Below are 24,609 nucleotides of genomic sequence, written 5' to 3' on the forward strand. Positions count from 1 at the left end.
CTCCCGTTGCTCCCGTTACTCCGGACGTCCCGGTTGTTCCGGTTACGCCTGTTGCACCTGTAACCCCTGTGACTCCGGTCGCTCCCGTTACTCCGGACGTCCCGGTTGTTCCGGTTACGCCTGTTGCACCTGTAACCCCTGTGACTCCGGTCGCTCCCGTTGCTCCCGTTACTCCGGACGTCCCGGTTGTTCCGGTTACGCCTGTTGCACCTGTAACCCCTGTGACTCCGGTCGCTCCCGTTGCTCCCGTTACTCCGGACGTCCCGGTTGTTCCGGTTACGCCTGTTGCACCTGTAGCCCCAGTGACTCCGGTCGTTCCCGTTGCTCCCGTTACTCCGGCTGTCCCGGTTGTTCCGGTTACGCCTGTCGCACCTGTAATACCAGTGACTCCGGTCGTCCCCGTTACGCCTGTCGCACCTGTAATACCAGTGACTCCGGTCGTCCCTGTTACTCCCGTTGCGCCTGTATCTCCAGTGACTCCTGTTGCTCCCGTCAATCCGGTTGCACCTGTAACACCAGTATCTCCAGTCGCCCCTGTTACGCCTGTCGCACCTGTAATACCAGTGACTCCGGTCGTCCCTGTTACTCCCGTTGCGCCTGTATCTCCAGTGACTCCTGTTGCTCCCGTCAATCCGGTTGCACCTGTAACACCAGTATCTCCAGTCGCCCCTGTTACGCCTGTTGCACCTGTAGCCCCAGTAACTCCGGTCGTCCCCGTTACGCCTGTTGCGCCTGTAACACCAGTGACTCCGGTCGTCCCCGTCAGTCCTGTCGCTCCCGTATCTCCAGTAACTCCGGTCGTCCCCGTTACGCCTGTTGCGCCTGTAACACCAGTAACTCCGGTTGTCCCCGTTACGCCTGTCGCACCTGTAGCCCCAGTGACCCCAGTCGTTCCTGTTATTCCCGTACTACCGGTGACACCTGTGGCTCCAGTAGACCCTGTCTCTCCTGTGGTCCCCGTACTTCCAGTAGCGCCCGTGCCTCCTGTCACTCCGGTAGATCCTGTCTCCCCCGTGGTCCCAGTGACACCGGTCTCTCCCGTCGATCCCGTAGTTCCTCCAGGAGGACCAGTAACTCCTGTCAGTCCTGTAACACCTGTAGCCCCTGTAGGACCAGTTGTTCCCGCAACCCCTGCTGTCCCTGTAGCTCCAGTCGCACCCGTTACCCCGACTAGACCGGGGTTCGCTCCTAACAATTCCTCAGACACCAAACGATGTGCCGTTACCAGTTGACCGTTCTCGTTTTTCCCCCATACGGAAATCTGAACTTCATCCTCCGTATCATCACCTGTGATAAATATAAACTCAAATGCATCCAAATCTGCATAAAAGTCTTTTGTTATAACCTGGTTAGGCAAAACATTAAACAATTCCTCAACGTATAGTGTGCGAACACCATTCAAATAATAGCCTTGAACCAGAACGGTAGAGAAACTAGTGAGACTCCAATTGTCTAATTTCACTGTAATTCTCTGTGTAGGACGCTCACCGCTTCCCACCACTATATTATTTTCAATTGGCCCTGTTGATAAAACAGCCATCCAGCGATGCCCCCTTCTCCTGCCTCCATCACCAATCAAGATTGTCTTCTATAGTTATGCATATTGAACTGTAAACGTGAAGTTGCCCTCTTGCCTTTTTGGAATGGACTGAAAGGAGATCGAATAGATATCCACCACACCAAAAGGAGAATATACAAAAAAAGCTGCCGCTTCGTTTCTGCGGCAACCTTATTATTATTCTTTAGCTCATCTAGATGGATTGGGAAGGGTCAGTTCTTCCGCCCAAGCTTGCAGCTTTGCCTTTGTCCATCCTTCGTTTTCACCCATGATGGAGTACCGCAAGCCATTCTCACTCCATGATATGTTCCGAATGCTCTTCATATATGAACCCTCGGTGTTACGAACCTTAATCTTGGCTTCATCCGGCATTAGTGTATCGTCCACATTTTCTTCCGGCATCTTGAATACCGTCAGGCTGACTTCTACCTTGTCGTTACTTACATAATACAAGGTTACTTCATCTCTGCTCAGCTCACCGCGCGATGTAGACATTTCGATCCGTGATAGTTCGAATTCTCCACTCATGTCCTGTAGGAACGGCTGTTCCAACGCTTTTTCCGCTTCATCTAGGGTCACTTCGGAATTCTGCATCATATCGTTCAAGTCCTTCACATCGACCTCCTTAGGGATGTCAATTACGAAAGTATCCTTTGTGAATTCAGGGTCATACTGAATCGGATCATAGACCATTTCTGATTTTCCATCCCCATACGCGCTGTTTACTTTGACAATCATCCACGTTTTGGGATCTACCCAATACTCTGAAGATATGGAGAATGCGCCTTCTTCTTTTGGTGTCAATTCAATATGAATGACGTCCTGTCCATGAAGTTTCTCCTGTCCCATCATATTCACATCATGCGTAGTACGTAACCGCTCTAGTTGATCGAGCAATATTTGCTTCTGGGTTTGATTAGGTTGTTGTGACACGGATGATGCATCCATGGAATATGCTGCCCCTGTTTCTTTTTCATATATGATGATCTTCTTTCCATCATTAACTGCGTAACTGACATTGCCATTCTCTGATGTTTCCGTGCGCTTTCGTCCGGTTTCACCATCTACCCATTCCTTAATTTGCATCGTGTTAGTCAGCTTGTCATCCGCCCATATCTTCATCACACCTTCCGCATAATACGAGGCGGGTTCTGTTTCTGCTGAGACAACCTTCTCAATCATCTCATCTCCTGACATAGACAGCATATCCTTCTCCGCGCAACCTCCAAGCAGGGCGCCTGCCAACACAGCAGTACCCAGCATCATCCATCCTTTTTTCATCATCTTATCCACCCTCTCTGCGTTTACATTCTCCATGTTCAGGCAATCGGCATACTGCCAGCGTTCCATATCCTTCGTATGACCACATGCGCATATCCCCTCCGTGCTTTATTGCAACCCGTTTGGCTATACTCAATCCCAATCCCGAACCACCTGCATATGTCTTCTCCTCCTGATTCTGGTGTTGAACATAGGGTTCGAAGATACGAATGAGCTGTTCTTCAGGAATAGCAGGACCTTCGTTTTGTACTATGATCAATGTTGCTCCCGCCCTGTAGTTATCCAATTCAGCTCCAAGCGAAGGAATAATCCATTCAGGAAGCTCCCAATCTGAAGCAATAACCCCTAGTCCCATTACACCGTTCGTCCTTGTGTGGCGTAGTGCATTATTTATCAGATTATCTGTCAGGCGCATCAGTTGTTCGGGATGAACCCGGTACAGTTGATCTGTGCGGACATCCATCTTCACGTCAATCTGACCACGCTCGGCAAGTCCCTCATAGCTCCCAAGCAGCATATCAAAAAACTCTTCACCTTCCACCTTAACCATGGCCATCTCCGATTCACTGGAACCCAACGCCGTATACATCTCAAGTTCACTAATCATCTGTTTCATCCGCTCCACATTTCCGAGCAGCACATCCTGATATTCCTGCCTTTCAAGGCGTTTCAGTTGACGATCACCGTTAAGTACTTCCGTATAGGCACTAATGGACATCAACGGTGTTTTCAGATCATGGGATAACGAGGCGATCATGAGCTCTTTTTCTTTTTGCTCCCTCTCCACATCGGCCTGAGTATGTCTGATCTTGTCTTGCATTGCATCAAACTGTTGGAGCAAGATGCCCATTTCATCATGACGAACAGGTACCACATCCGTAGCAGCCTCTCCCCGTGCAAAAGCATCCATTCGTTCTATGAGATATTTCATCGGCCGAAAGAGCTTTCGGGATAGCAACCACAGCACTGTTCCGTATAACAGGATAAAGAAAGTAGCAGCGAGACCCATGACCCAGGTAGTCCGCAAGGATATGCCTTCCAGCCAATCTCCACGCAGCATGACGATTTCGTAAATGCCGACCAACTCACCCTTTTCCCATACGGGTTTCTTCAACGAGAATGTACGATGACGAATCTGTAAGTTGTACAAATTACGATACAGCTCCGCCCCCCCAACGGTGTAAGCTCCAGCAGACCATGTACTCCCCTCTGATGTGTACACCCGAATCCCTGTTGGTAAATACAGAGCAAAGTTCACCCGACCATTCTCCAATTCAGAGAGTGCAGCGAAAGCATCAGGCGAGTGCAGCTGGTACAGTCCCGGGTCAGATAAAGCCAGTTCAATAGGAGCCAATTGTCCGGACAACTCCACATATTCCGTTACGGCACGCTGATCATTGTAATAGTTATACAGGGAGTACAGCGCCCAGGCAGCAGCATTACAATGAGGAAGGCAAGCATTAACCAGTACTTCAACTTCATTCCTCAGGCTCCCCCACGAACCGGTAACCACTGCCCCACACCGTCTGAATCCAGCGTGGATGATGGGGCTCGTCACCAAGCTTGGCCCGAAGGCTCTTCACATGAACTGTGACTGTACTCGAGTTCCCCGCCTCTGGCTGACTCCAGACATGTTCATACAGTTCCGCCTTGGTAAACACCCGGCCAGGATGAGAAGCAAGCAGTATGAGCAAAGCCCATTCCTTGTTGGTTAGTGCCACATGTTCTCCATGAACCTGTGCGCGCTGATTCAAATAATCAATCGATAACCCATCGTTATACTGTCTATCTGTCGAATCCGGCTCTACGCCCTGATATCTGCGGTACCTATTCAGATGAGATTTAATGCGAGCTGTAAGTTCCGTTAGACTGAAGGGCTTCGTAATATAATCGTCAGCTCCCAGCCCAAGCCCCCTGACTTTGCTCTCTTCCTCGATTCGAGCACTCATCATGAGCAGCGGAACATCGCTGATCAGTCTAATGTTTTTGCATACCGTGAACCCATCCATTTCCGGTAGCATCAGATCCAACAAGACTAATTGATAGGTTCCCTCCCTAAAGTCTTCCCAGCTCTCCAAACCGCTTGATGCCCAAGTTACACCATAACCCTCATGACGTAGATGGTCTCTCAAAATACGGGCAATCTCCGGATCATCCTCCACCAGCAATATATTCTCGCTGTCTCTCATCGCTGCTTCATCCTCCCATGACTATATTGTAGCTAAGAAAAGTTGACTCTCCTCAGAGTTTATACTTTCTTCATAAATGTCCATTACGATCGCTATCTAATGCATGCAAAAAGAGCACCCCGATTGTTCAGGACGCCCAGGTAATATTCACAATCTTAATCCTAAGTTATAGCTCCTAGAAAAGGAAACACCTCATAACTCATAGAAAATACGCTCATTTTGCACATAAGGTCGGCAATACTTGCTGCATAGCTTCGGCATGCGATCTTTCATCCATTCGTGCCTCGACTCATTCGCCATCTGAAAGGCATAATAACCCAGTGTAAAGATCAACATAAACCCTTCCATTAATCGGATATCACGATCCGTCAGTGGTGCGATCTGTTGGGTATAACCGGATAAGAATATGTCACGTTCCTCCCGATTGAACATAAGCGCTGCCCCTCCGGCATCAAAAAGATAATAACCATAACCGTGTAGACAAAAATCAATCATGGAAATTCCCTGCTCCGTTATCAGCAGATTGTTACGAGTAATATCCCCATGAATGATCCCCCATGTCCCTGCGTGCTGCGGGTATGTTTCTAACTGCTCATTAATGTTCTCAAACGTCTCACGAAGCAGATCGAAGTCTTCCGTTGTAAAAATCCCCAGTCGGACACCTTCCTCTAGCTGCCCTAGCATGACCAAGTTCTCATGGCTATTGCCATATGCCGGCCGTACCTTTGTTCGATCTGTCTGATTCTGCTCACGCCCATATTGATGAAGCATCTGCAGTTGTGCCCCAAGATCATAGATCTGCTCTGTTGTCAGGCGTTCTCCCTGCTGGATGTCCCTGCCCTCAATCCACTCCAGTACTGTACAGCAGATTTCTTTACCCGCTTCACTTTTCCATACCGTGACCCAGTCTCCCGATACATTCCGTACCGGATGCTGCACGCGCAATGCTGTCGTTGCGTTTAACTCATGAAGCAGGTTCATCTCTGCCTCCAGCGCAGGAAGCGTATGCTGAATGCCGGTCATACTTGCATAGGCGGCTTGATGGATACGTAGCAGATACTTCTGCCCGCTTGCTTCATCAACGACATGATATGTCAGATTCTCATTATGACGAATATATGAAACGACAGGTTTCTCAATAGTGTAGTTCTGTATAATCTGAGCTGCCATATGGTCGTAAGACATCTGATCCGTAGTGATTATTAACATCTCCTTCGAAGTCATGTAAACGTTCTCTTCACACTAAATATCGTAGCATAATGTTTATCACGCATACAGAAAATCCCACTAAAATATAAATTAAAAAAGCACAACCCCCGAACAACCGTCCAGGCATTGTGCTTTCTTTTGTCTCTATTTATGATCCAATTAACCGAAACGACCCATAATGTATTCTTGCGTCAGACGATTGTCCGGGTTCGTGAAAATATGCTCTGTATCCCCGTGTTCAATCATGTTCCCCAGGTAGAAATAAGCCGTATAATCCGAGATGCGTGCCGCCTGCTGCATATTATGGGTAACAATGACGATCCGCAGCTCCTTCTTGAGTTCGGTGATCAATTCCTCAACCTTACCCGAAGATACCGGGTCAAGTGCAGATGCCGGCTCATCGAGCAGCAGAATCTGTGGTTCAACAGACAAAGCGCGAGCGATACATAGACGCTGCTGTTGTCCGCCAGAGAGAGACAGAGCTGACTCATGCAGTCTGTCTTTCACTTCGTCCCAGAGCGCAGCACGGCGCAAGCTTTTTTCCACAATTTCATCCAGTGCCTTCTTACTCTTCGTACCGCGGTAGCGGGGGCCAAACGCGATATTGTTGTAGATGGACTTATGAAAAGGATTTGGCTTCTGCCACACCATGCCAATCTTCTGGCGAAGCTTGATTACATCGGTTCCAGGCTCATTCAGGTCGTTACCGTCCATCCAGATATGTCCCTCTGTACGGGAACCGGCAATCTCGTCGTTCATCCGGTTCAGCGACCGGAGGAACGTGGATTTACCGCAACCAGACGGCCCAATAAGAGCCGTTACGCTTGCTTCAGGAAACGTCAGGCTAATCTGCTTGACCGCCTGGAAATGTCCATAATATATGCTTAACTGTTCCGTACCAAAAGGTATGGCCATGTTGGTTCCTCCTTATTTCGAAGCTGTCATGCGGCGGAATACAACCCGACCGATCCAGCGTGCACTTAGATTGAACGCCAGCACGAGAATGACAAGCACGGCGGATGCCCCTGCTGCCACTTCTTTGGAATCTGGCCCAATACCTTCACTATTCACTTTCCAGATATGGACAGCAAGTGTCTCTGCCGGACGGAAAGGATTAAGCGGTGATCTTGGACTCGTCGGATTCCAATCGGTAAAGTCCAATGGTGGACTACTCATACCTGCAGTGAACATCAGCGCGGCTGCTTCACCGAAGATCCGGCCCGATGCCAGGATCGTACCCGTAATCAAACTCGGCAATGCCACAGGCAGTAGAATGGAAGTGATAATCTTCCACTTGGACAGTCCAAGCGCCAGACCTGCTTCCTTCTGTTCCTTCGGAACAGCCCGGAAGGCCTGCTCCGTAGTACGCACCATCAATGGCAAGTTAAAGATCGCCAGAGCCAAGGCACCCGAGATCAGGGAGAAACCAAGACCAAATTGATTTACTAGCAGCAAGAGACCAAACAAACCGATAACGATGGATGGGAATGATGACAATACTTCAACGACCAGACGAATGAAGCTGGTAATCTTGCCTGGTTTGGCATACTCCGCCATGTAAATTCCGCCGCCCCACCCGAGTGGAATGGTAACAATCAAAGTCAGGACAAGCAAGAATACGGAGTTGAAGAGCTGTGGACCAATTCCGCCCCCACCCTTAAGCAACTGTGGTGCGCTCGTCAGGAAGTTCCAGCTAATATGCCCAATGCCTCTATACATGATGAAGCCAAGTAGACCGAGCAATAGAATAACAATGAACAGGGCCAGTACAACGATAACGGATGTTGCAATTTTATCTACCGTCTTTGCCTTCATTTTCATACCCGGTTTCTCCTTTCAAGCAGGCGAACCAGAATGACGAAGACAAAGGTCATCACCAACAGGACAAGCGCCATACTCCACAGTGCATTGTTATGAACAGAACCCATCGTGGTGTTACCCATGCTGAGTGTAATTACACTTGTTAATGTTGAGGCCGATTCAAGCAAGGATGTTGGAACATGCGGTGCATTACCGATAACCATCTGCACAGCAAGTGCCTCACCAAAAGCACGGGCCATACCCAAAACGACACCTGTCAACAAAGCTGGCAAAGTTGTTGGGATAATGACACGGTAGATGGTTTGCCAGCGAGTGGCACCCAGTGCGTAGGAGGATTCACGCAATCCTTTTGGCAACGCGGACAATGCATCTGCCATAATACTTGTTACCGTAGGAAGAATCATTACCGCGAGAACAAGACATCCGGCTGCAATCCCGACGCCTGTTCCACCAAAGATACTGCGAAGCAAAGGTACGATGACACTCAGACCGATAAATCCGTATACAACGGATGGAATTCCGGACAAGAGCTCAATCGCAGGCTGCAAGATCTTTTTGCCTTTACCCGGGACAATCTCTGTCATGAAGAGCGCTGCACACAGGCCAAGCGGACTTGCGATCAATGCTGCAAGCAAGGTTGTAATGAAAGAACCTGTGATGAACGGTAATGCCCCGTAGAACGCAGGTTCTCCGGTCGGATTCCACGTCTTTCCACCAAGGAATTCGCTGATGCTTATTCCATTTTGGAAAAATGTGGATAGTCCCTTAGACGCTACAAAATAAACAATGGAAAACATGACAACGATCAGGAAAACGACACAAATCGACGTATAGATCCGTCCCGTCCACTCTTCCCAATAATGTTTCTCTTTTAAGGGCCGGCGCGGTTTCAACTTGTTATTCATTACCGTTCCCCCTTCGGTCTGTTCCATAACAACCATCCTTCTATAGTAGAATTAATGCAAAATATGGGATTATTTTAGAGCAAACCGCGTAAAGAGGCGGGACCTTAGTCCGCCTCTTTCGCTGTATGCGCAAGTTCAAAGATTACTCAACCACATTACCTGCTGCATCGCGTTTTACTTTCATACCTGACATTGGAATGTATCCAAGTTCTGTCACGTCGTTTTGTTGAATTTCGTCACTCAAGATGTAATCCAAGAATGCTTTTGTTGCTGCATCAGGCTCACCTTTTGTGTACATGTGCTCGTAAGCCCACACTGGATAAGTTCCTGCTTCTACGTTCTCAACTGTTGCTTCTACACCTTCGTATTTCAACACTTGCAAGCTGTCATCCAAGTAAGACAAGGCGAGGTAACCAATAGCACCTGGCGTTTCAGATACCAATTTTTTTACGTTACCAGAAGAATCTTCTTGAATCGAACCTTGGATATCACCCATTTTTGCACCCAATGCATACTTCTCAAAAGTTGCACGAGTACCGGAACTGCTCGGACGGTTTACAATAACAATTGCTTTATCCGCGCCGCCAACGTCTTTCCAGTTTGTTACTTTACCGGAGAAGATGTCGATCAGTTGTTGCTTCGTCAAATCTTCTACACCTGCATCTTTGTTGCTAACTGGTGCCATAGCTACTACTGCTACTTGATGGTCAACCAGTTCTTTTACTTTGGCTTCGTCCTCCAGTTTCTCTTCTGCAAATACATCAGAGTTACCGATTGTAGCTTGTCCGTCAGATACTTGTGTCAAACCAGTACCACTACCGCCACCTTGAACTTGAACCGTTACGTTCTTATATTCATCAACTGCCATAAATTTCTGTCCAGCTTGTTCTACCAGAGGTAGCAATGCTGTCGATCCGACTGCCAGAATGTTACCGCTAAGCTCAGTAGCAGCTTCTCCTGATCCATTGCTTGCGGCACCCTCTGTACCAGCGTCATTTTTCGATCCGCATGCTGCGAGTACCAGTACGAACGTTAAGGTCATCAAAATAAACGGCAACTTTTTAAACATGTTTTGTTTTCCTCCCCCAATGTAGTGATGGCGTTTTGTGAATTTGTTTGTTCACCATCAACTCTTTACTCATTGTAGTTTCGGTATGTCATCTTAAAATCAGTGTTTTGTAAACGCAATGTTAAAAATATCGGCTGTATATTGAAAATCATCTGAGACAAGTTGCGCTGAAGTGGCCGCTTCGGGAACGGACGTTGTTTCAATCGCTGTTATCCCCGGATTTATATGATTTACTTTTTTCAAGGAATACATCCGGGGATAAAGGCGAACGCTTCGCTTTTCCACAATCGTTCCGTTCCCTGCGCTGTGTCAGCGCTCGTTGGATCTCAGGCATTTCAATCTTCTGCCTGGAAGTATGCAAAGAAGGCCAGCCCTATAAAAGGCTGGCCTTGTGTAAATACTTAATGTAGATATTGAATCAATCCGTTATATAGAACAATCAACTGCCTCACAGCCAGTGCATGGCACCAGGTGGTTAGAGAATTTATGCAGATTTCATAGTTGTTAAGGCTTTTTTATCTGACGGGTCGCTTGAATTACTTTTTGGTTGATATACAGGTTTCTTTAACAATCCAATCATACAAGCTGTAATGATGGAACCAACTAAAATACAGACAATATACAATAATGGATTACTTGCCGCAATGGGAATAACAAAGATTCCACCGTGAGGAGCTTGTAACGAAATACCTAGAGCCATGCTCATTCCTCCACCAATCGCTGCACCTACAATATTGGATGGAATAACTCTCAAGGGATCATTTGCGGCAAACGGAATCGCGGCTTCTGTAATAAACGACGCACCCATAATATAAGCGGCTTTACCTGCATTACGTTCTTCGATTGAAAATTTATTCTTAAATAATGTTGTAGCTAATGCAATACCCAGTGGCGGAACCATACCTCCAACCATCAGAGCAGCAGAAGGTTCAAAGATTTGATTGGCGAACATCGCCAGTCCAAATGCAGATGCTGTTTTGTTAATCGGCCCTCCCATATCAGATGCCATCATTCCTGCCAGAAGTGCTCCTAATAAAATAGCATTAGAACCTGTTAAACCATTTAGCCAACCTTGTAACGACTCATTGATCCAAGCCATCGGACTGTTGATGACAAAATACATAATCAAGGCGGTTATAAATGAACCTACTAATGGCAAGATCAGCACAGGTGACAGGCTTTGCAGTGAGTCAGGAATGCCTTTGACTAATTTTTTCAGAGCTATGATCGTATAACCGGCGATAAATCCAGCCAGCATACCTCCCAAAAAGCCGGAACCTCCAATAGTCGCCAGCATACCTCCAATCATACCAGGTGCCAATCCTGGACGGTCAGCAATACTATATGCAATATACCCTGCTAATACAGGAACCATCAATGCAAAAGCAGCACTACCCCCTGCTGTACTTAAAAAAGCGGCGAAAGCATTATAGTCCGGGCTATTTGGGTCAGCCGCATGAATACCAAACATAAACGAAAGCGCAATCAATATACCGCCTGCCACTACAAAAGGAATCATAAAGGATACACCATTCATAATATGGCTGTATATTTTAGGCTGCTTTAAACGTGTTTTTTCTTTTGCTTCTTTAAGATTACTGTTGCCTTGATTCAAAACGACACCTTTTCCAGCAATCGCATCTTCAATTAACTCTTGTGCATGATGGACTCCATTTTTGACAGAGGTTTTGATCACTGGACGATCGCCAAACACATCCATATCGACTTTGACATCTGCCGCCACAATAATACCATCAGCTTCAGCAATATCTTCAGGAGTCAATTGATTTCCAACACCTGTTGATCCATTGGTTTGCACTTTAATGTGTACACCGAGTTCCTTGGCCGCATTTTTCAATGCTTCTGCGGCCATAAACGTATGGGCAATTCCTGTAGGACAGCCTGTAACTCCAACCACTTTTTTGCCAGCATACTTTTTAGGACGTTGAAGTGCCTGCGCATCTTGCTCTTCTGCCTGTTCAAATAAACGGACAATCTCTTCTTGATCTCGAGCAAGGATAAGTTTCGCTCTAAATAGTTCATCCATCAAAAAGGTCGAAATTTTGGATAATGTTTGCAAATGCTCTGATGAAGAGCTTTGATCGACTGCAATCATAAAAAATAAATTACATGATTCGGTACTATATTCAATACCGCTTAATGATCTGCCCATAATAATGGCAGGGGACTGTACTCCAGTAGACTTGGCATGTGGAATGGCGATTCCGAATCCCACTTCTGTAGGAACCTGTTCTTCACGTGCCCAGATATCTTTTTTAAATTGCTCAATATCGCTTAAATAGCCGTTATCGTTTAACTTTTGCGACAATTCATCTATTAATTCGGCTTTGGTCGTAGCGGTGACATCTAATATGATATTTTCTGGTTTTAAGACATTAGAAATCTTCATGATGGATCTCTCCTCTTAAATTTCTCCCAGTTTATAAAGGGATGCTTTACCTGTAGAACCGAACAGATCCATTTTTTTCTTCACCAGTTCTGTTGCCGCTTTGGTCGCCTCAGGCATCAGTTGATCCGGTTCATATGCATTCGGATTTGCATCGAGTGTCGCTCTTAATTGGTTGTAGAATGCTCGCTTCATATCGGTTGATAAATTGATCTTCGCTATCCCATGCTTTACTGCTTCTCTAATCTCTTCATCAGGATTATCTGATCCACCATGCAGCACTAACGGAATTTTTACTTTTTCATGAATTTGTTTCAAACGATCGATTTTGATCGAATGATCTTTGGATTGAGGATAAATACCATGTGAAGTACCTACAGCGACAGCAAGTGTATCGATACCTGTTTGTTCTACAAAAATCGCCGCTTCTTCTGGATTCGTATACAAAATCTCGTCAGCCCCACCTTCCGAGCTGCCTTCATTACTCCCAATCGTGCCTAGTTCACCTTCTACAGATACATCGACCAGATGAGCCAGTTCAACCGCTTCCTTGGTTGCCGCAATATTCTCCTCAAAAGGTAAATGAGATGCATCCATCATGACTGATGTATACCCATTGCGAATCGAACGCGTAATATCTTTGATCGTCGCTCCATGATCCAGATGAATAACAAACGGTACTTTGGACTTGGATGCCGCTTCTCGCACATAAGCTATAAACCCATCAGTGACTAGATCAATTTCATTCGGGTGAATCTGCATAATTGCAGGCGAATTCTGCTCCTCTGCGGCTGTAATGACCACTTTGACGAACTCGCTATTGGCTACATTAAATGATCCGACTGCAAATTTATTTTCATACGCTACTTTAAGTAAATCTTTCATATTAATTAACATTTGAATTCCTCCTAGATTTATTTGGAAGACCAGACTTCCAAAAATTCATCGTAATTGGTGATATGGAGTAGTTTTTCTGTCATATTGGTCTGTTTAAACACATCGTAAATTTCTTCAAAAAATTTGGTGTTATTCACCTTCTGATTTTTCGGCGGAATAAACAGAAAAATAATCTGCGCCATCTGATCACCCCATAGCATTTTCTGCTTATTAATCGCTACCAGTACACGTAGTTTTTTGTTATCTCCACAATCAAATGGATGAGGCATCGCGACCAAATTCCCAATATTGGTACTCGACATTTTTTCTCTTTCCACAATACTGGTATATAAATGCTGAATATCGCCTAGTTCTGTAAGTTTTTTTAACAAATCAATTGGATTGTCTTCATTTAGGAAAAAAACATCATCTGGTGATAAATAATATTTGAGTAGTCCACGATTTAACTGAATCGAAATATTCTTCATATCATCACTTGTAATCATTTCACTTACCAGAATGATATTTTGTACATTTAACTGCTGTTGTTCCGCAATCTCGCTCGTTGTGATAATCGTTTCAATTCCTTCGGGAAGAAGATGTATTTCATGATTAGCTAATAGACTATCGATTCTAATATTCGGAAAATAGAGATTAATCTTACGCTCCAATAACTTGCCGACTAATAGATTTTTGCCATAAATAATTGCAATCCGTTTTCTGTTATCTTGAGAGTTCTCAATAATGCCCATAATGTGTAACGTCAAGTAACCGATTTCATTTTCGGGTATTTTGATATTTAAGCAAAATTGCAATTCTTTTGCCAACACAACTGCGACATTATAAGCATTGGTATATTCTGATTTTATTTGAGCAATAAAAGGATTTTCGACAGGGAAATAATACTTTAATGGGTATAATGATTTGGTAATATGAGCTAATAATCGATCAAGTAACTCTTGGTTTTTGTAGCTGATGAATCCATATTGCTCTCCAACTTTTTGGATCACTGATTTGATTTTTTGTTCCATTTCATTCACGTGTTCATGCCCGATTTCTTCATTTTTTTTAGGTAAGATCTGCAATGCGATCAGCAGGTAACCTAAATACTGATACTCATATTCATCAAAAGGGATATCCATTTCTGGAGCCAGACGGATCAGAATAGATTGGGCTATTTTTAATTCTTCAAAGCTTGTATGATCCAACCTCATATCCTGTTCAGTTATTTTTTGTGCAAGACTTACTCGTTTAAGACTGATCAAAACATTCACACAGATCGAGAATAATTCTTGAAAACTTAGCAATAAATGATACTTGGCAACCTCTTCTTCAATACAAGCGTAGATAAAATGAATAGAAGATTCGTTGAACCAATCGCCAAAATAGTATTGCAGTGCTTCGTCTATCGGCATGTGTTTGAGACAATCGGTAGTGACTAGTTTTTTGAGCAAAATCCGTTTCTCAACTTCGCTTCCTTTAAGCCGGATACCTTGGAAAATAATCGCTTCAATTTCGATGTTCTGCTTTTCTGCTTGAATCGTTTGCACTAATTTTTGCACGTCTTTACGGATCGTTTGAGTCGAAAAATAAAGCGTTCTAGCCAGATCCTCATACGTAATAAAATCAGTCTGCGATAACAGTGCTTTGATAATATGAAACGCTCTTTCTTCGTCATCATCTTCATTTTTATACAGGCTGGATAAATCCCCGACTAACTTGTATCCTTTGCGAGTATTGCCAATAATCATTGCTTTATCTAAATAATTTTCATTCATTTCTTTGATGTCATTGCGAATCGTTCTAGTCGTTACATCAAATAGATTAGCTAATTCGCTTCCACTCACAAAATCATGCTCAGATTGTTTTAAATGCTCTAATAGCTTAATGTAACGTTTTCTCATTTGGCTTTCCTCCTTACACACATACTAATGCAAGCGCTTTATATCCACCAAGCCTATACTCTTTCCTAATAGTTAGGAAGTGATCGTGTATTCGTTTATGATACCCACTTTTTTAAAATTCTAAGTTAGTATTCTATTTAAGAATCGTTTGGGAAGGAAAACAGAACACAAAAAAACCAACCTTCTAAAAAGGTTGGTTTGTGTGTATAGTACCACTACATCCATGACAATAAACGCGATCCCTACAAACACTACCTACACTAGGCCCTTAACGGTTTGTTCTGGTTCCAAATGTAATTACGATTGTACTAACCTAAAATCCAGAGCCACAGCGCCAATCCGGCCAACGTAATTAACAATGTCGGGATCGTCAGGATGATGCCTGCTTTGAAATAATACCCCCATGTGATCTTCACACCTTTGCGGGACAACACATGCAGCCACAGCAATGTGGCAAGTGATCCAATCGGGGTCATTTTGGGACCCAGGTCGGAACCAATGACATTGGCATAGATCAATGCTTCCTGAATAATACCTTCAGTATGTGCACCCTGGATGGCTAGCAGGTTAATCAACACGGTCGGCAGGTTGTTCATCACCGATGATAATACAGCAGCGATGATGCCCATCCCGAGCGAAGCAGCCAGCAGACCATGCTCTGCTATGGCATCCAGCCAGCGGCTCAGATGATCCGTTAACCCCGCATTACGCAGTCCATATACGACGATATACATGCCCACCGAGAACACCACAATCGACCATGGCGCTTCCTTGATTACCCGTTTCAGATCAACAGCCTCGCTCTTGCGTGCCAACAAAGCGAACAGCAACGCAACAGAGCCAACGATAACCGACACGGGAATCGGCAGAAACTCACTGGATGCATAGGCAACCAATAACAGCCCAAGCATGAACCAAGCGATTCGGAACATCCGTGGATCACGTATTGCTTCCTTCGGGTCACGTGCCGCGGAGATGTCGTAGCGAAGGGGTATGCTTTTGCGATAAAACAAAAACAACATCCCCGTACTCGCTACGATTGAGAACAGATTGGGCACAACCATTCGTACCGCATACTCCACAAATGTAATGCCAAAGAAATCGGCCGAAACAATGTTAACCAGATTGCTGACGACCAGCGGTAACGACGTGGTATCGGCGATAAACCCACTCGCCATCACAAAAGCCAACACCATGCGCTCATCAAACTTCAATGCACGCACCATTGCCAGCACAATTGGCGTCAGAATGAGCGCGGCACCGTCATTCGCGAACAAGGCAGACACCGCGGCTCCCAGCAGAATGGAGTAGAAGAACAGTCTGCGACCGTCTCCTCCAGCCAGCCTTGCCATATGAAGGGCAGCCCATTCGAAGAAACCCGTCTCGTCGAGAATGAGAGAAATCATAATAATGCCAACAAAGGCCAGCGTTGCATTCCATACAATGGATGCTACATCCGAGGCATCGTTTAAGCTGACAACTCCACATAGCAGAGCAAGCAATGCCCCACCAGAGGCAGTCCAACCGATACCCAATCCACGAGGTTGCCAGATCACCAAGGTGATCGTTACTACAAAAATCAGTATTGCTACGTATACCATAGAGCCTCCTGCTGTACCCTGTATCAATATATTATTTCGTTAATTCGATCTTATACTGTAAGATTACACCGCTCTATGCGCGGAATGACCAGACGATATATTTATACAGGGCAACAAGAATATTGTCTATCTTTATTTTCTTTTAATATAAAATGTGTGGTAAGTTATGGTGTTCCAATGTTAGGATTTATCGTTACCCTTATCCTTCGGTGTATCCTCCACCATCTTGAACATGCCAAGCAGTCCTTGTAATTGTTCCGCCATGCTATTCAGATGTGCCGAGGAGGATGCAATCTCTTCTACCGATGCCAGTTGTTCTTGCGAAGATGCCGACACGGATTCTGTATTCGCAGCCGATTCCTGGGTCACATTCGAAATATCACTCATCGCCTTGGCAACGTGGGATGCACCGCTCTCCAGTTGCTTCGTTGTTGCGGACAAGTCATCCAATGTATGAACAGCATCTTCCACCGCCTCCCGAATCTGAGCAAAGGATTGTCCTGACGTATTCACGGCCTGAATTCCTTCTCCTACCCGAGTCTGAGCCGCATTCATAGCGATTAGAGCGGCATCCATGTCCTGACGGATATTATGAACCACCTCACCAATCTGCGCTGCCGAACTTCCGGATTCTTCTGCCAGTTTACGAACCTCACCAGCTACAACTGCAAACCCACGACCCGCATCCCCCGCTCTTGCCGCTTCAATAGAAGCATTTAATGCGAGCAAGTTTGTTTGTTTGGAGATGGATGCAATGACATCAACCATGCTACCAATCTCAACGGAACGTGCATTCAGAGATTGAACCACCGTCCCAAGCTGCTCCACCGTTTCCTGGATACTGTTCATCTGCTCCACAGCCTGTCCTGCTGCCTCATTCCCAGACGAAGCCGCTCCGGACGTATGCCGCATATTCGCCGTAATCGACTGTACACGCTCCGACATCATTCGAACATCTTCTGCCATTCGGCTCATCTGTCCCGATCCGTCTTTCACGCTGTTTACCTGCTGTTCTGCACCTTCAGCCAGTTCCTGAATGGCCAGTGTTGAATGTTCAATCGCTTTGGTAGTTTGTTCTGCACTGGCAGACAACTCTTGAGAAGAAGCAGATACCTGCTCTGTCGTTTCCTGTACGCCCAGAATCATCATCCGCAGGTTATCGACCATACGTTCAAAATACTTCGCCAGTTCTCCGACTTCATCTTTACGCCCTGTTTCCATTTTCACGGTCAAGTCACCTTTACTCACGGCTCTGGCAGATTCCTGCAGTCGTTTAATTGGACGCAGCATGGAGCGTGTAAACCAGATAATAAAGAGGAGTGTAAGGAACGTAGCCGCCAGAATAACAATAAATGTGGCCATGCGAATATCCTTACTTGCATTAGTTACTTCACTCTTGAGCATCGTGCCTGCAATTTTCCAGCCTGTTGCTTCATTTGTTGAAAAAATCATCATCTTCGGCTGATCGTTGAACACGTAATCGAATTGACCTTCTGGACCTTCATACATCTCATCCAGCAAGCCACTCGTTTCCGGCGTACCTGCATCTGCTACAGGGGATACAACATAGTTTTTGTTTGCATCCATAATAATGACGTAGCCTTCTTTACCCACCTTAATGGATGCCTGCTCTTGCAGGTCTGTCAGGTCCAGAGATAACCCGATGACACCGGATTGATCCTTTAATGTTTTGGAGATAAACACAACGGCAACACCATCGGTATTAACAGACACCGCTGATACAACAGCTGTACCTGGTTTTTCCATCGCTAGTTTGTACCATTCCCGCTCCCTAGGATCATAAGCATCTCCCCGTGTGCTGCTCGCTGTTGGTTTACCTCGAACCATAACTCCGTCTGTTGTTCCTACAAAAATATTCATGGCATCGGGATGCAAGCCCAGATATTGCTCCAGCTTCAACTGAAGCTCGGGACTATCGTTCTCCCCTTTGATCAGGCTCGGATCAAGAGCATCCGCGAAATAGTTAATGTCATGAATCTTGTAATTCACTTGGCTTTCTACAATGGTATTGGCAGTGCTCACACTTTGCATGGCACTATCCACTAATTGTCCTTGTACGCCATCTTCAGCCATCGTTAGTGTGATTAAGCCGACTGCCAAGCTTGGCAGGAGTAGAACGGCCAGGAAGGAGACCAATAGTTTGTTCCTTATATTCCAGACGAAACCTTTCTTTTTCTTCTTTTTATTTTGACTATGTTTTGGTTTGGCAGTTTTCGCTGCTTTCATTGGTTTATTATCCTGAGTTTCACTCATGTATTTCTCCCCCTCAAAATGTAAAAATGCCCTCTTTCTTTGTATGTATGGATCAATCTAAAGGCTTATCTTATATATCGGCTAAATGAGGGTATTTATTTGAGAGAAAAATGTGCAGGCACGCCAAACAAGCCACCTCTGATCAGAAGCGACTTGTACAAGGTACAGGTTACTAATTATTCCATGAAATAGATGAAGTATTAGAGTACGGACCGCCTGGGGGTTGTGCCGAGGGTTTACCAAAATAGTAGCCCTGTGCAAGCTCAATACCTATGGAACGACAGAATTCAAACTCTTCCATCCGTTCGATCCCCTCGGCAAGGACTTGCCCTCCAAATCGACTCGACATCTCAACAATGTGAAGAATTTTCTCTTGTTTGGTCGAATCCTGATCACAACGGTCAATAAGACTTCGATCTATTTTGACAAAATCCGGTTCTAACCGATTCATCAGCTCTATTGTCGAATATCCGGCACCCACATCATCCAGCGCAACCGACATTCCACGGGAACGATATACCTCAAATATTTGCTGCAAGATGGGCATATGATGAATCTGCTCTGTTTCCACGACTTCAAACACAAAATCTTTGGGGTCCAGCGAAAGGCGTTCAATCGCTTCAAACGTATGTGTCAGACAATATTCGGGATTGTATATGGAGGAAGGCAGGAAATTTACGAAGCGTTTGACACCATGCGGTAGAAAAAGAGCACTGGTCTCAATAGCAGTAATACGCGCCAATCGATCCAGAAAAGAATGTAGTCCGGTCTCACGCGCAACTTCAAATAATTCATAGGAACTGAAAGATTTTCCATTCTCAGCAGGACGAAGCAAAAACTCATATCCGATAATCTGCTCCGATGCATCAACGATGGGTTGCATATGACTGCTGAATTGATGCTCCAGAATAATGGAAACAAGCTCCGCATGTTTGAAACGGGACTCCTGCATCGTTAGACTAATCCAGCTTTCTTCATTAACCTGTTCGTAAATAGGCATAATCTGCACGGTTAGGGAATCACGTAATGTCGGATCAATTTCGCCGATCTCTTTTATTAAATTCTGAACCGTCTCAAGATTCGAAAAATCCATCCACATCATGTCATCCGACGTCTCGATAAGTCTTCCCGGCGTTTGTAGCGCTTCCAGCAAAGCGGGGGAAATGGGACGCAAGTACAAGGTACCTTGGCCCTCTATAGCATAGATTGGACTGCAGCCACTGCAATTCATGTAGGACCCCCCTTGCCAATTTAGATTCCATGTCCATTAATGTTCACTTGTATATACCCAAAGTTTGTAAATATTATATCATGGGTCTTAAAATTAATCTCTACTGTTTTGATGACTTCCTGTATGACGGTTCTTGGAACAAATATATTCAAATTTGCAGAAAAAAAGACCGACAGTCTGATGACTGTCGGTCTCCTCCTCAGCTTATTAAACTTTAAGAAGCGGGAATCACAATTTTCTGTCCAACTTTCAAGTTATGCACATTTGAGATTTGGTTAGCTGTCGCAAGCTTGCGCCAGTCCACACCATATTTTAAGCCGATACGGTACAAGTTATCGCCTTTTTTCACTACATATACCACTTTGCCGCCCGCTGGTTTCTCAGGCTGTGGTTTGGTTGGAGTAGTCGGCTCCGTAGGTTTAGTTGGCTTTGTAGGCGTAGGAGCAGGCTCCGTACCTGGTTTCGGAGTTGTTGTTGCTTCTCCAGTTAATTTCATACCGTATTCAGCAAAACCATCATCATTTGTACCAATGAAAGACATCGCCGGGTTTGCTTCAACCAGATCTTTTGCATCCGGGGAAGAAGCAAACACAACTTCAAGATCGTTCAGCGCTGCTGCGGTTAACCCAGCAGATGGCTTAATTGGTGCCAGGGACCAGTTGCCGTCCGCTGCCGGATTAATCGTTTTATTCTCACGGATGTAGTCGATGATCACTTGACGGTTCTCATCCGGTGCAGCCAGAACGATACGTTTACCGTCCGGGTTAGCCAGCTTGGATGAAGAAGCACGGTAGTTATTCGTCGCTACGATGAATTTTTGCGCTGGGTCAATCGGTTTACCGTTAAAACTCAGATCCTTGATCCGGCTTGCCGATGCATTTACAACGGTTGCTTTGCCGTCATACTTGGCTGGTTGTGTCACATCAATCTGATACGTTACACCATCGATAACATCGAAGTTGTACGTTGGGAAGTCATTGTTGATCAGTTGTTGCTGTCCACCTTTAGCCGGGTCGATCTGGTTGAACTGGCCTGCAGACCATTCCAGCCATTCTTTCAGTTCTGCGCCGTTAACCATTACAGCATGTACCGTATTTGGATACACGTACAGGTCAGCAACGTTTTTGATGGCAATGGTGCCTTTAGGAATATTCGTGTAATACGAAGCGCCTGAACGTCCACCGGCTTTGAACGGTGCACCTGCGGACAATACAGGGATTTTCTCATATTCCGTACCTTGCATATGTTTTTCGACATACCATTTCTGTGCATTCGTTACGATCTGAATGGATGGATCATCCTGAACCAGAGCGAAGAAGCTGTTGATGGGTGCAGTCGTTTCGCCCACCGGACCACGAACATACTCCAATGTACCTTCATGCTCTTCATGAACCGCATCAATGATGTCCTGATCAGCCTCTACCAGTGGTTTTTTGTTGGCTGTGTCATAGATTGGGCGTGCTTCCGTTTTGGAATCGACCACTTTCCATTTGCCATCCACTTGTTCTAGATCCAGATCAATAATCCCCAGGTGATCCCCCCAGAATCCTGGCTCTACAGCAGGAACGCCGTTAATGGTGCCCTTCTCCAGGTCTACCCCTTTTTTGCCGGCAAAATCAGCACTTGGGAACACTTTGTGGGCATGTCCAAACAGAATGGCATTAATGCCTTCTACCTGGCTCAGGTACAGTACGGAGTTCTCCATCAGATCTGTTTGAGGAATTTCCTCAAATCCGGAGTGAGGGATAGCTACAATAATGTCGGCACCTTTGGCTTTCATTTCAGGAATGAATTTTTTCGCGGTAGCAATAATATCCTTGGCGATTACTTTGCCTTCAAGGTTAGCGCTATCCCATTGCATGATTTGTGGCGGTACAAATCCGATCACACCTACTTTGATCGTATGTTCTTTGCCAGTCTCATCCGTTACTTTTTTATCCAAAATCTCATATGGTGTGAAATAGTTCTTGTCATTTGTCTCATCATCATCACCATCGTCTACATAGACATTGGCATTAATGTAAGGGAAGTTTGCTCCCTCCAGCGTCATGTCCAAGAAGTCCAGACCATAGTTGAATTCATGGTTACCGATGTTACCTGCATCATAATCGAGCAGATTCATCGCTTTATATACAGGGTGAGTCTCACCCTTTTTCAGTGGATCAATTTTCGCAGAGTAGTCTCCCAGCGGATTCCCCTGAATCAGATCCCCATTATCAAACAGCAGGCTGTTCTTCGCCTCGTCACGGGCTTTCTTAATCAGTGTAGCTGTTTTGGCGAGTCCATACTGGTCTGTCTCTTTGTCGGAATAGTAGTCATAGTTAACCAGGTTGGTATGAATGTCTGTGGTTTCCATGATCCGCAGTTTAACTTTGGCAGCATCTGCAGCCGATACAGGTACCGGAAACACCGCAAGCACGTTTAATGCAACCAAAGCGGCAGTCAGGCTTGATAATACTTTTTTACTCGTTTTCAAAATAACCCCTCCCGGTTATGTACATTGAATCATGCATTAATGGGCAAACGAAGAGCGCAGAAAAAAGATAGATTTCATGGGTTGTGCGTACTGACGCTCTGATGACATGCATCGGAATTTCAGGTAAGTTTATCTCACATGAACATCTATTTATGTCTGTGCTTGTCGTTTACATTCCAAATCATAACGCAATGTTCAGTCATTGAAAAGCATTATTTTTTACATTACCCGCACATACCTAGGTAAGTTTACATTATCATGCGTGATTTCGACAATTTTTTCAACATTTTAGTAGGTATTTAGTGCTTATTATCTTTAAAATACGTATATTACATGTGTCTTACATGTATATCCAATTCAGCGTTATTCATCCATACCAAAAACCGTGAAACCTTAATGGCTTTCACGGTTGGATTAAACTCTGCGCGTATTTTCGCATAAGGACGCTACTTTGCAGAGGTTATGTTCATATTCGGATTATTGTTCCCACACATGATGTTCATGATCTTTCCCCGTGTATTCAATACGAGTCGGGGTAATGTCCAGAATGACGTAGTTAGGATCATTAGGTCCATCGAACCACGCCTTCAGTTCGTCGTTCCACACTTGCTCACGCAAGCCTTCGTTCTTCGTTACTTCACAGGTTCCTTCGATCTCAACTACTTCCTTGGAACCACCAGCTTCATAACCAAGTAGCAGGCTAACATTCGGATTATTCTCCAGTTCCTCTACTTTGTGTGTACGGCGGTTCGTTGCCAGATGAATGTTCAGTCCATCGTTGAAAAGCGCCATATAGCGGGATTTTGGTTTACCATTCTCCACAGTGGAGAAGCTGCAAAAAGGGTTGTTTTCCAATGCTTTTACAATGTTTTGTTCCAATTCAGTCTGGTTCATGGGAAGTGCTCCTTTCGGTTTTGGGGGTATTTGAAGAACGTTGTAGGCGGCCGTTGCGGGTACGGATCGTTCTTTGGATCGCTGTTATCCCCGGATTTTTTTGATTCCCTTTTCTCAAAGGGAAAATCCGTTGATAAAGGCGAACGCTTTGCTTCCTCAGAATCGATTCCGTCCCCTACACTACGTCTACCGTTCTTCCAATTAAGGGTGAATAATAAAAAGTACAAGAGAAGTGTAGTTGTTACTATCTCTTTGTGTTTAATGACAGTTCATTAATCCCTTATTACTAGAGACAGCTTAATGCAAATGCTTTTGTAATAAGCCTGTACTTATAGTGTACCCACCTCACCTATGGTGAATCCATGAACCGATACGCTAACGTGACAAAATTGGAAAAGTTCTTTATAAAAATGTTTACATAAAGGGGTTAGCACGATATTTCTTCATGGCTAATTTAATTCAGATCTCCAAGATAGATTGAAGAAGAGCCTGATTTAAGAAGCAATTCGCCAATTGTTTTTGGATATAAACGAATGTTGGACAGGTCTTCAAGTGCAATCCATTCCACAGCGACTTGGTGGTCGTCTGGATTGGAGCCTTCAAAAATAGTTGCAGCGGGATCTATCAGGCTGCACGCAAAATAAAATTCAACCTGGTGGATGTCTGCATCCCACTCGGCGAATTCATGATTTTTTCCGATATACTCCCGGATATGTAACAGCTCTCCCACGTTCACGGCCTGACCAATCTCCTCCAAACATTCACGCGCGACCGCATCCTTGAGTTCTTCACCTTTCTCCTGTCCTCCACCTGGGAACACATAAGCGGTACCATATTGGTCTTCCAGCCGGATGACCAGCAATCGTCCATCCTGCACAATGACAGCTTTTGCCGAGTTGCGTATGGGTTTCATT

17 protein-coding genes and 1 pseudogene are annotated in these 24,609 nt (G+C 45.2%); all 18 read right to left on the reverse strand.

Features of this window, described 5'->3' with window-relative positions:
• Positions 1-1,540, reverse strand: a pseudogene (locus PAEAM_RS15365) (collagen-like triple helix repeat-containing protein); the annotation flags it as partial.
• 207 nt (positions 1,541-1,747) lie between these two features.
• Entirely contained in the window at positions 1,748-2,875 is a 1,128-nt protein-coding gene (locus tag PAEAM_RS15370) for a LolA family protein (protein ID WP_165789936.1), read from the reverse strand.
• On the reverse strand, positions 2,844-4,352 hold the full coding sequence (locus tag PAEAM_RS15375; protein WP_100528143.1) for a sensor histidine kinase: 1,509 nt from the start codon (positions 4,350-4,352) through the stop codon (positions 2,844-2,846). Before PAEAM_RS15375 ends, PAEAM_RS15370 begins: the two co-directional genes overlap by 32 nt.
• Positions 4,318-5,028, reverse strand: coding sequence for a response regulator transcription factor (locus PAEAM_RS15380; protein WP_047840351.1), 711 nt, complete (start codon positions 5,026-5,028; stop codon positions 4,318-4,320). The genes PAEAM_RS15375 and PAEAM_RS15380 overlap by 35 nt, the downstream gene beginning before the upstream one ends.
• A gap of 192 nt (positions 5,029-5,220) precedes the next feature.
• Positions 5,221-6,237: a phosphotransferase enzyme family protein gene (locus PAEAM_RS15385; RefSeq protein WP_165789937.1), complete on the reverse strand. Its 1,017-nt coding sequence runs from the start codon at positions 6,235-6,237 to the stop codon at positions 5,221-5,223.
• A 159-nt stretch (positions 6,238-6,396) separates the two neighbouring features.
• Positions 6,397-7,152 (reverse strand): phosphate ABC transporter ATP-binding protein PstB, encoded by a 756-nt coding sequence (gene pstB, locus PAEAM_RS15390; protein WP_100528145.1) that lies wholly within the window; start codon positions 7,150-7,152, stop codon positions 6,397-6,399.
• 12 nt (positions 7,153-7,164) lie between these two features.
• Complete coding sequence (gene pstA, locus PAEAM_RS15395) at positions 7,165-8,052, reverse strand: phosphate ABC transporter permease PstA (RefSeq protein ID WP_026081329.1); 888 nt, start codon at positions 8,050-8,052, stop codon at positions 7,165-7,167.
• 2 nt (positions 8,053-8,054) lie between these two features.
• A complete protein-coding gene (pstC, locus tag PAEAM_RS15400) occupies positions 8,055-8,990 on the reverse strand; it encodes a phosphate ABC transporter permease subunit PstC (protein WP_017690972.1) in 936 nt (311 codons plus the stop codon).
• 115 nt (positions 8,991-9,105) lie between these two features.
• The gene (locus tag PAEAM_RS15405) at positions 9,106-10,032 is read right to left on the reverse strand and encodes a phosphate ABC transporter substrate-binding protein (RefSeq protein ID WP_074093252.1); all 927 of its coding nucleotides are present in this window, start codon (positions 10,030-10,032) and stop codon (positions 9,106-9,108) included.
• A gap of 484 nt (positions 10,033-10,516) precedes the next feature.
• Positions 10,517-12,442: a PTS fructose transporter subunit IIABC gene (locus PAEAM_RS15410; protein WP_100528146.1), complete on the reverse strand. Its 1,926-nt coding sequence runs from the start codon at positions 12,440-12,442 to the stop codon at positions 10,517-10,519.
• Between the two features lie 15 nt (positions 12,443-12,457).
• The gene (locus tag PAEAM_RS15415; protein WP_036673204.1) at positions 12,458-13,336 is read right to left on the reverse strand and encodes a ketose-bisphosphate aldolase; all 879 of its coding nucleotides are present in this window, start codon (positions 13,334-13,336) and stop codon (positions 12,458-12,460) included.
• A 17-nt stretch (positions 13,337-13,353) separates the two neighbouring features.
• The gene (locus PAEAM_RS15420; RefSeq protein ID WP_100528147.1) at positions 13,354-15,219 is read right to left on the reverse strand and encodes a BglG family transcription antiterminator; all 1,866 of its coding nucleotides are present in this window, start codon (positions 15,217-15,219) and stop codon (positions 13,354-13,356) included.
• 308 nt (positions 15,220-15,527) lie between these two features.
• Positions 15,528-16,820, reverse strand: a complete 1,293-nt coding sequence (locus PAEAM_RS15425) for an arsenic transporter (protein WP_047840355.1) — start codon at positions 16,818-16,820, stop codon at positions 15,528-15,530.
• A gap of 180 nt (positions 16,821-17,000) precedes the next feature.
• Entirely contained in the window at positions 17,001-19,094 is a 2,094-nt protein-coding gene (locus PAEAM_RS15430) for a methyl-accepting chemotaxis protein (RefSeq protein WP_100528148.1), read from the reverse strand.
• A gap of 172 nt (positions 19,095-19,266) precedes the next feature.
• On the reverse strand, positions 19,267-20,325 hold the full coding sequence (locus PAEAM_RS15435) for an EAL domain-containing protein (RefSeq protein WP_100528149.1): 1,059 nt from the start codon (positions 20,323-20,325) through the stop codon (positions 19,267-19,269).
• 214 nt (positions 20,326-20,539) lie between these two features.
• Positions 20,540-22,801 (reverse strand): bifunctional 2',3'-cyclic-nucleotide 2'-phosphodiesterase/3'-nucleotidase, encoded by a 2,262-nt coding sequence (locus tag PAEAM_RS15440; protein ID WP_100528150.1) that lies wholly within the window; start codon positions 22,799-22,801, stop codon positions 20,540-20,542.
• Positions 22,802-23,278: 477 nt separating this feature from the next.
• Positions 23,279-23,695: a pyridoxamine 5'-phosphate oxidase family protein gene (locus PAEAM_RS15445; RefSeq protein WP_074093246.1), complete on the reverse strand. Its 417-nt coding sequence runs from the start codon at positions 23,693-23,695 to the stop codon at positions 23,279-23,281.
• 454 nt (positions 23,696-24,149) lie between these two features.
• Positions 24,150-24,608: an NUDIX domain-containing protein gene (locus PAEAM_RS15450; RefSeq protein WP_100528151.1), complete on the reverse strand. Its 459-nt coding sequence runs from the start codon at positions 24,606-24,608 to the stop codon at positions 24,150-24,152.
• Position 24,609: the final 1 nt, after the last annotated feature.

Origin of the sequence: Paenibacillus sp. GM1FR (assembly GCF_002803315.1) — a bacterium.
Classification (GTDB): Bacteria; Bacillota; Bacilli; order Paenibacillales; family Paenibacillaceae; genus Paenibacillus; species Paenibacillus amylolyticus.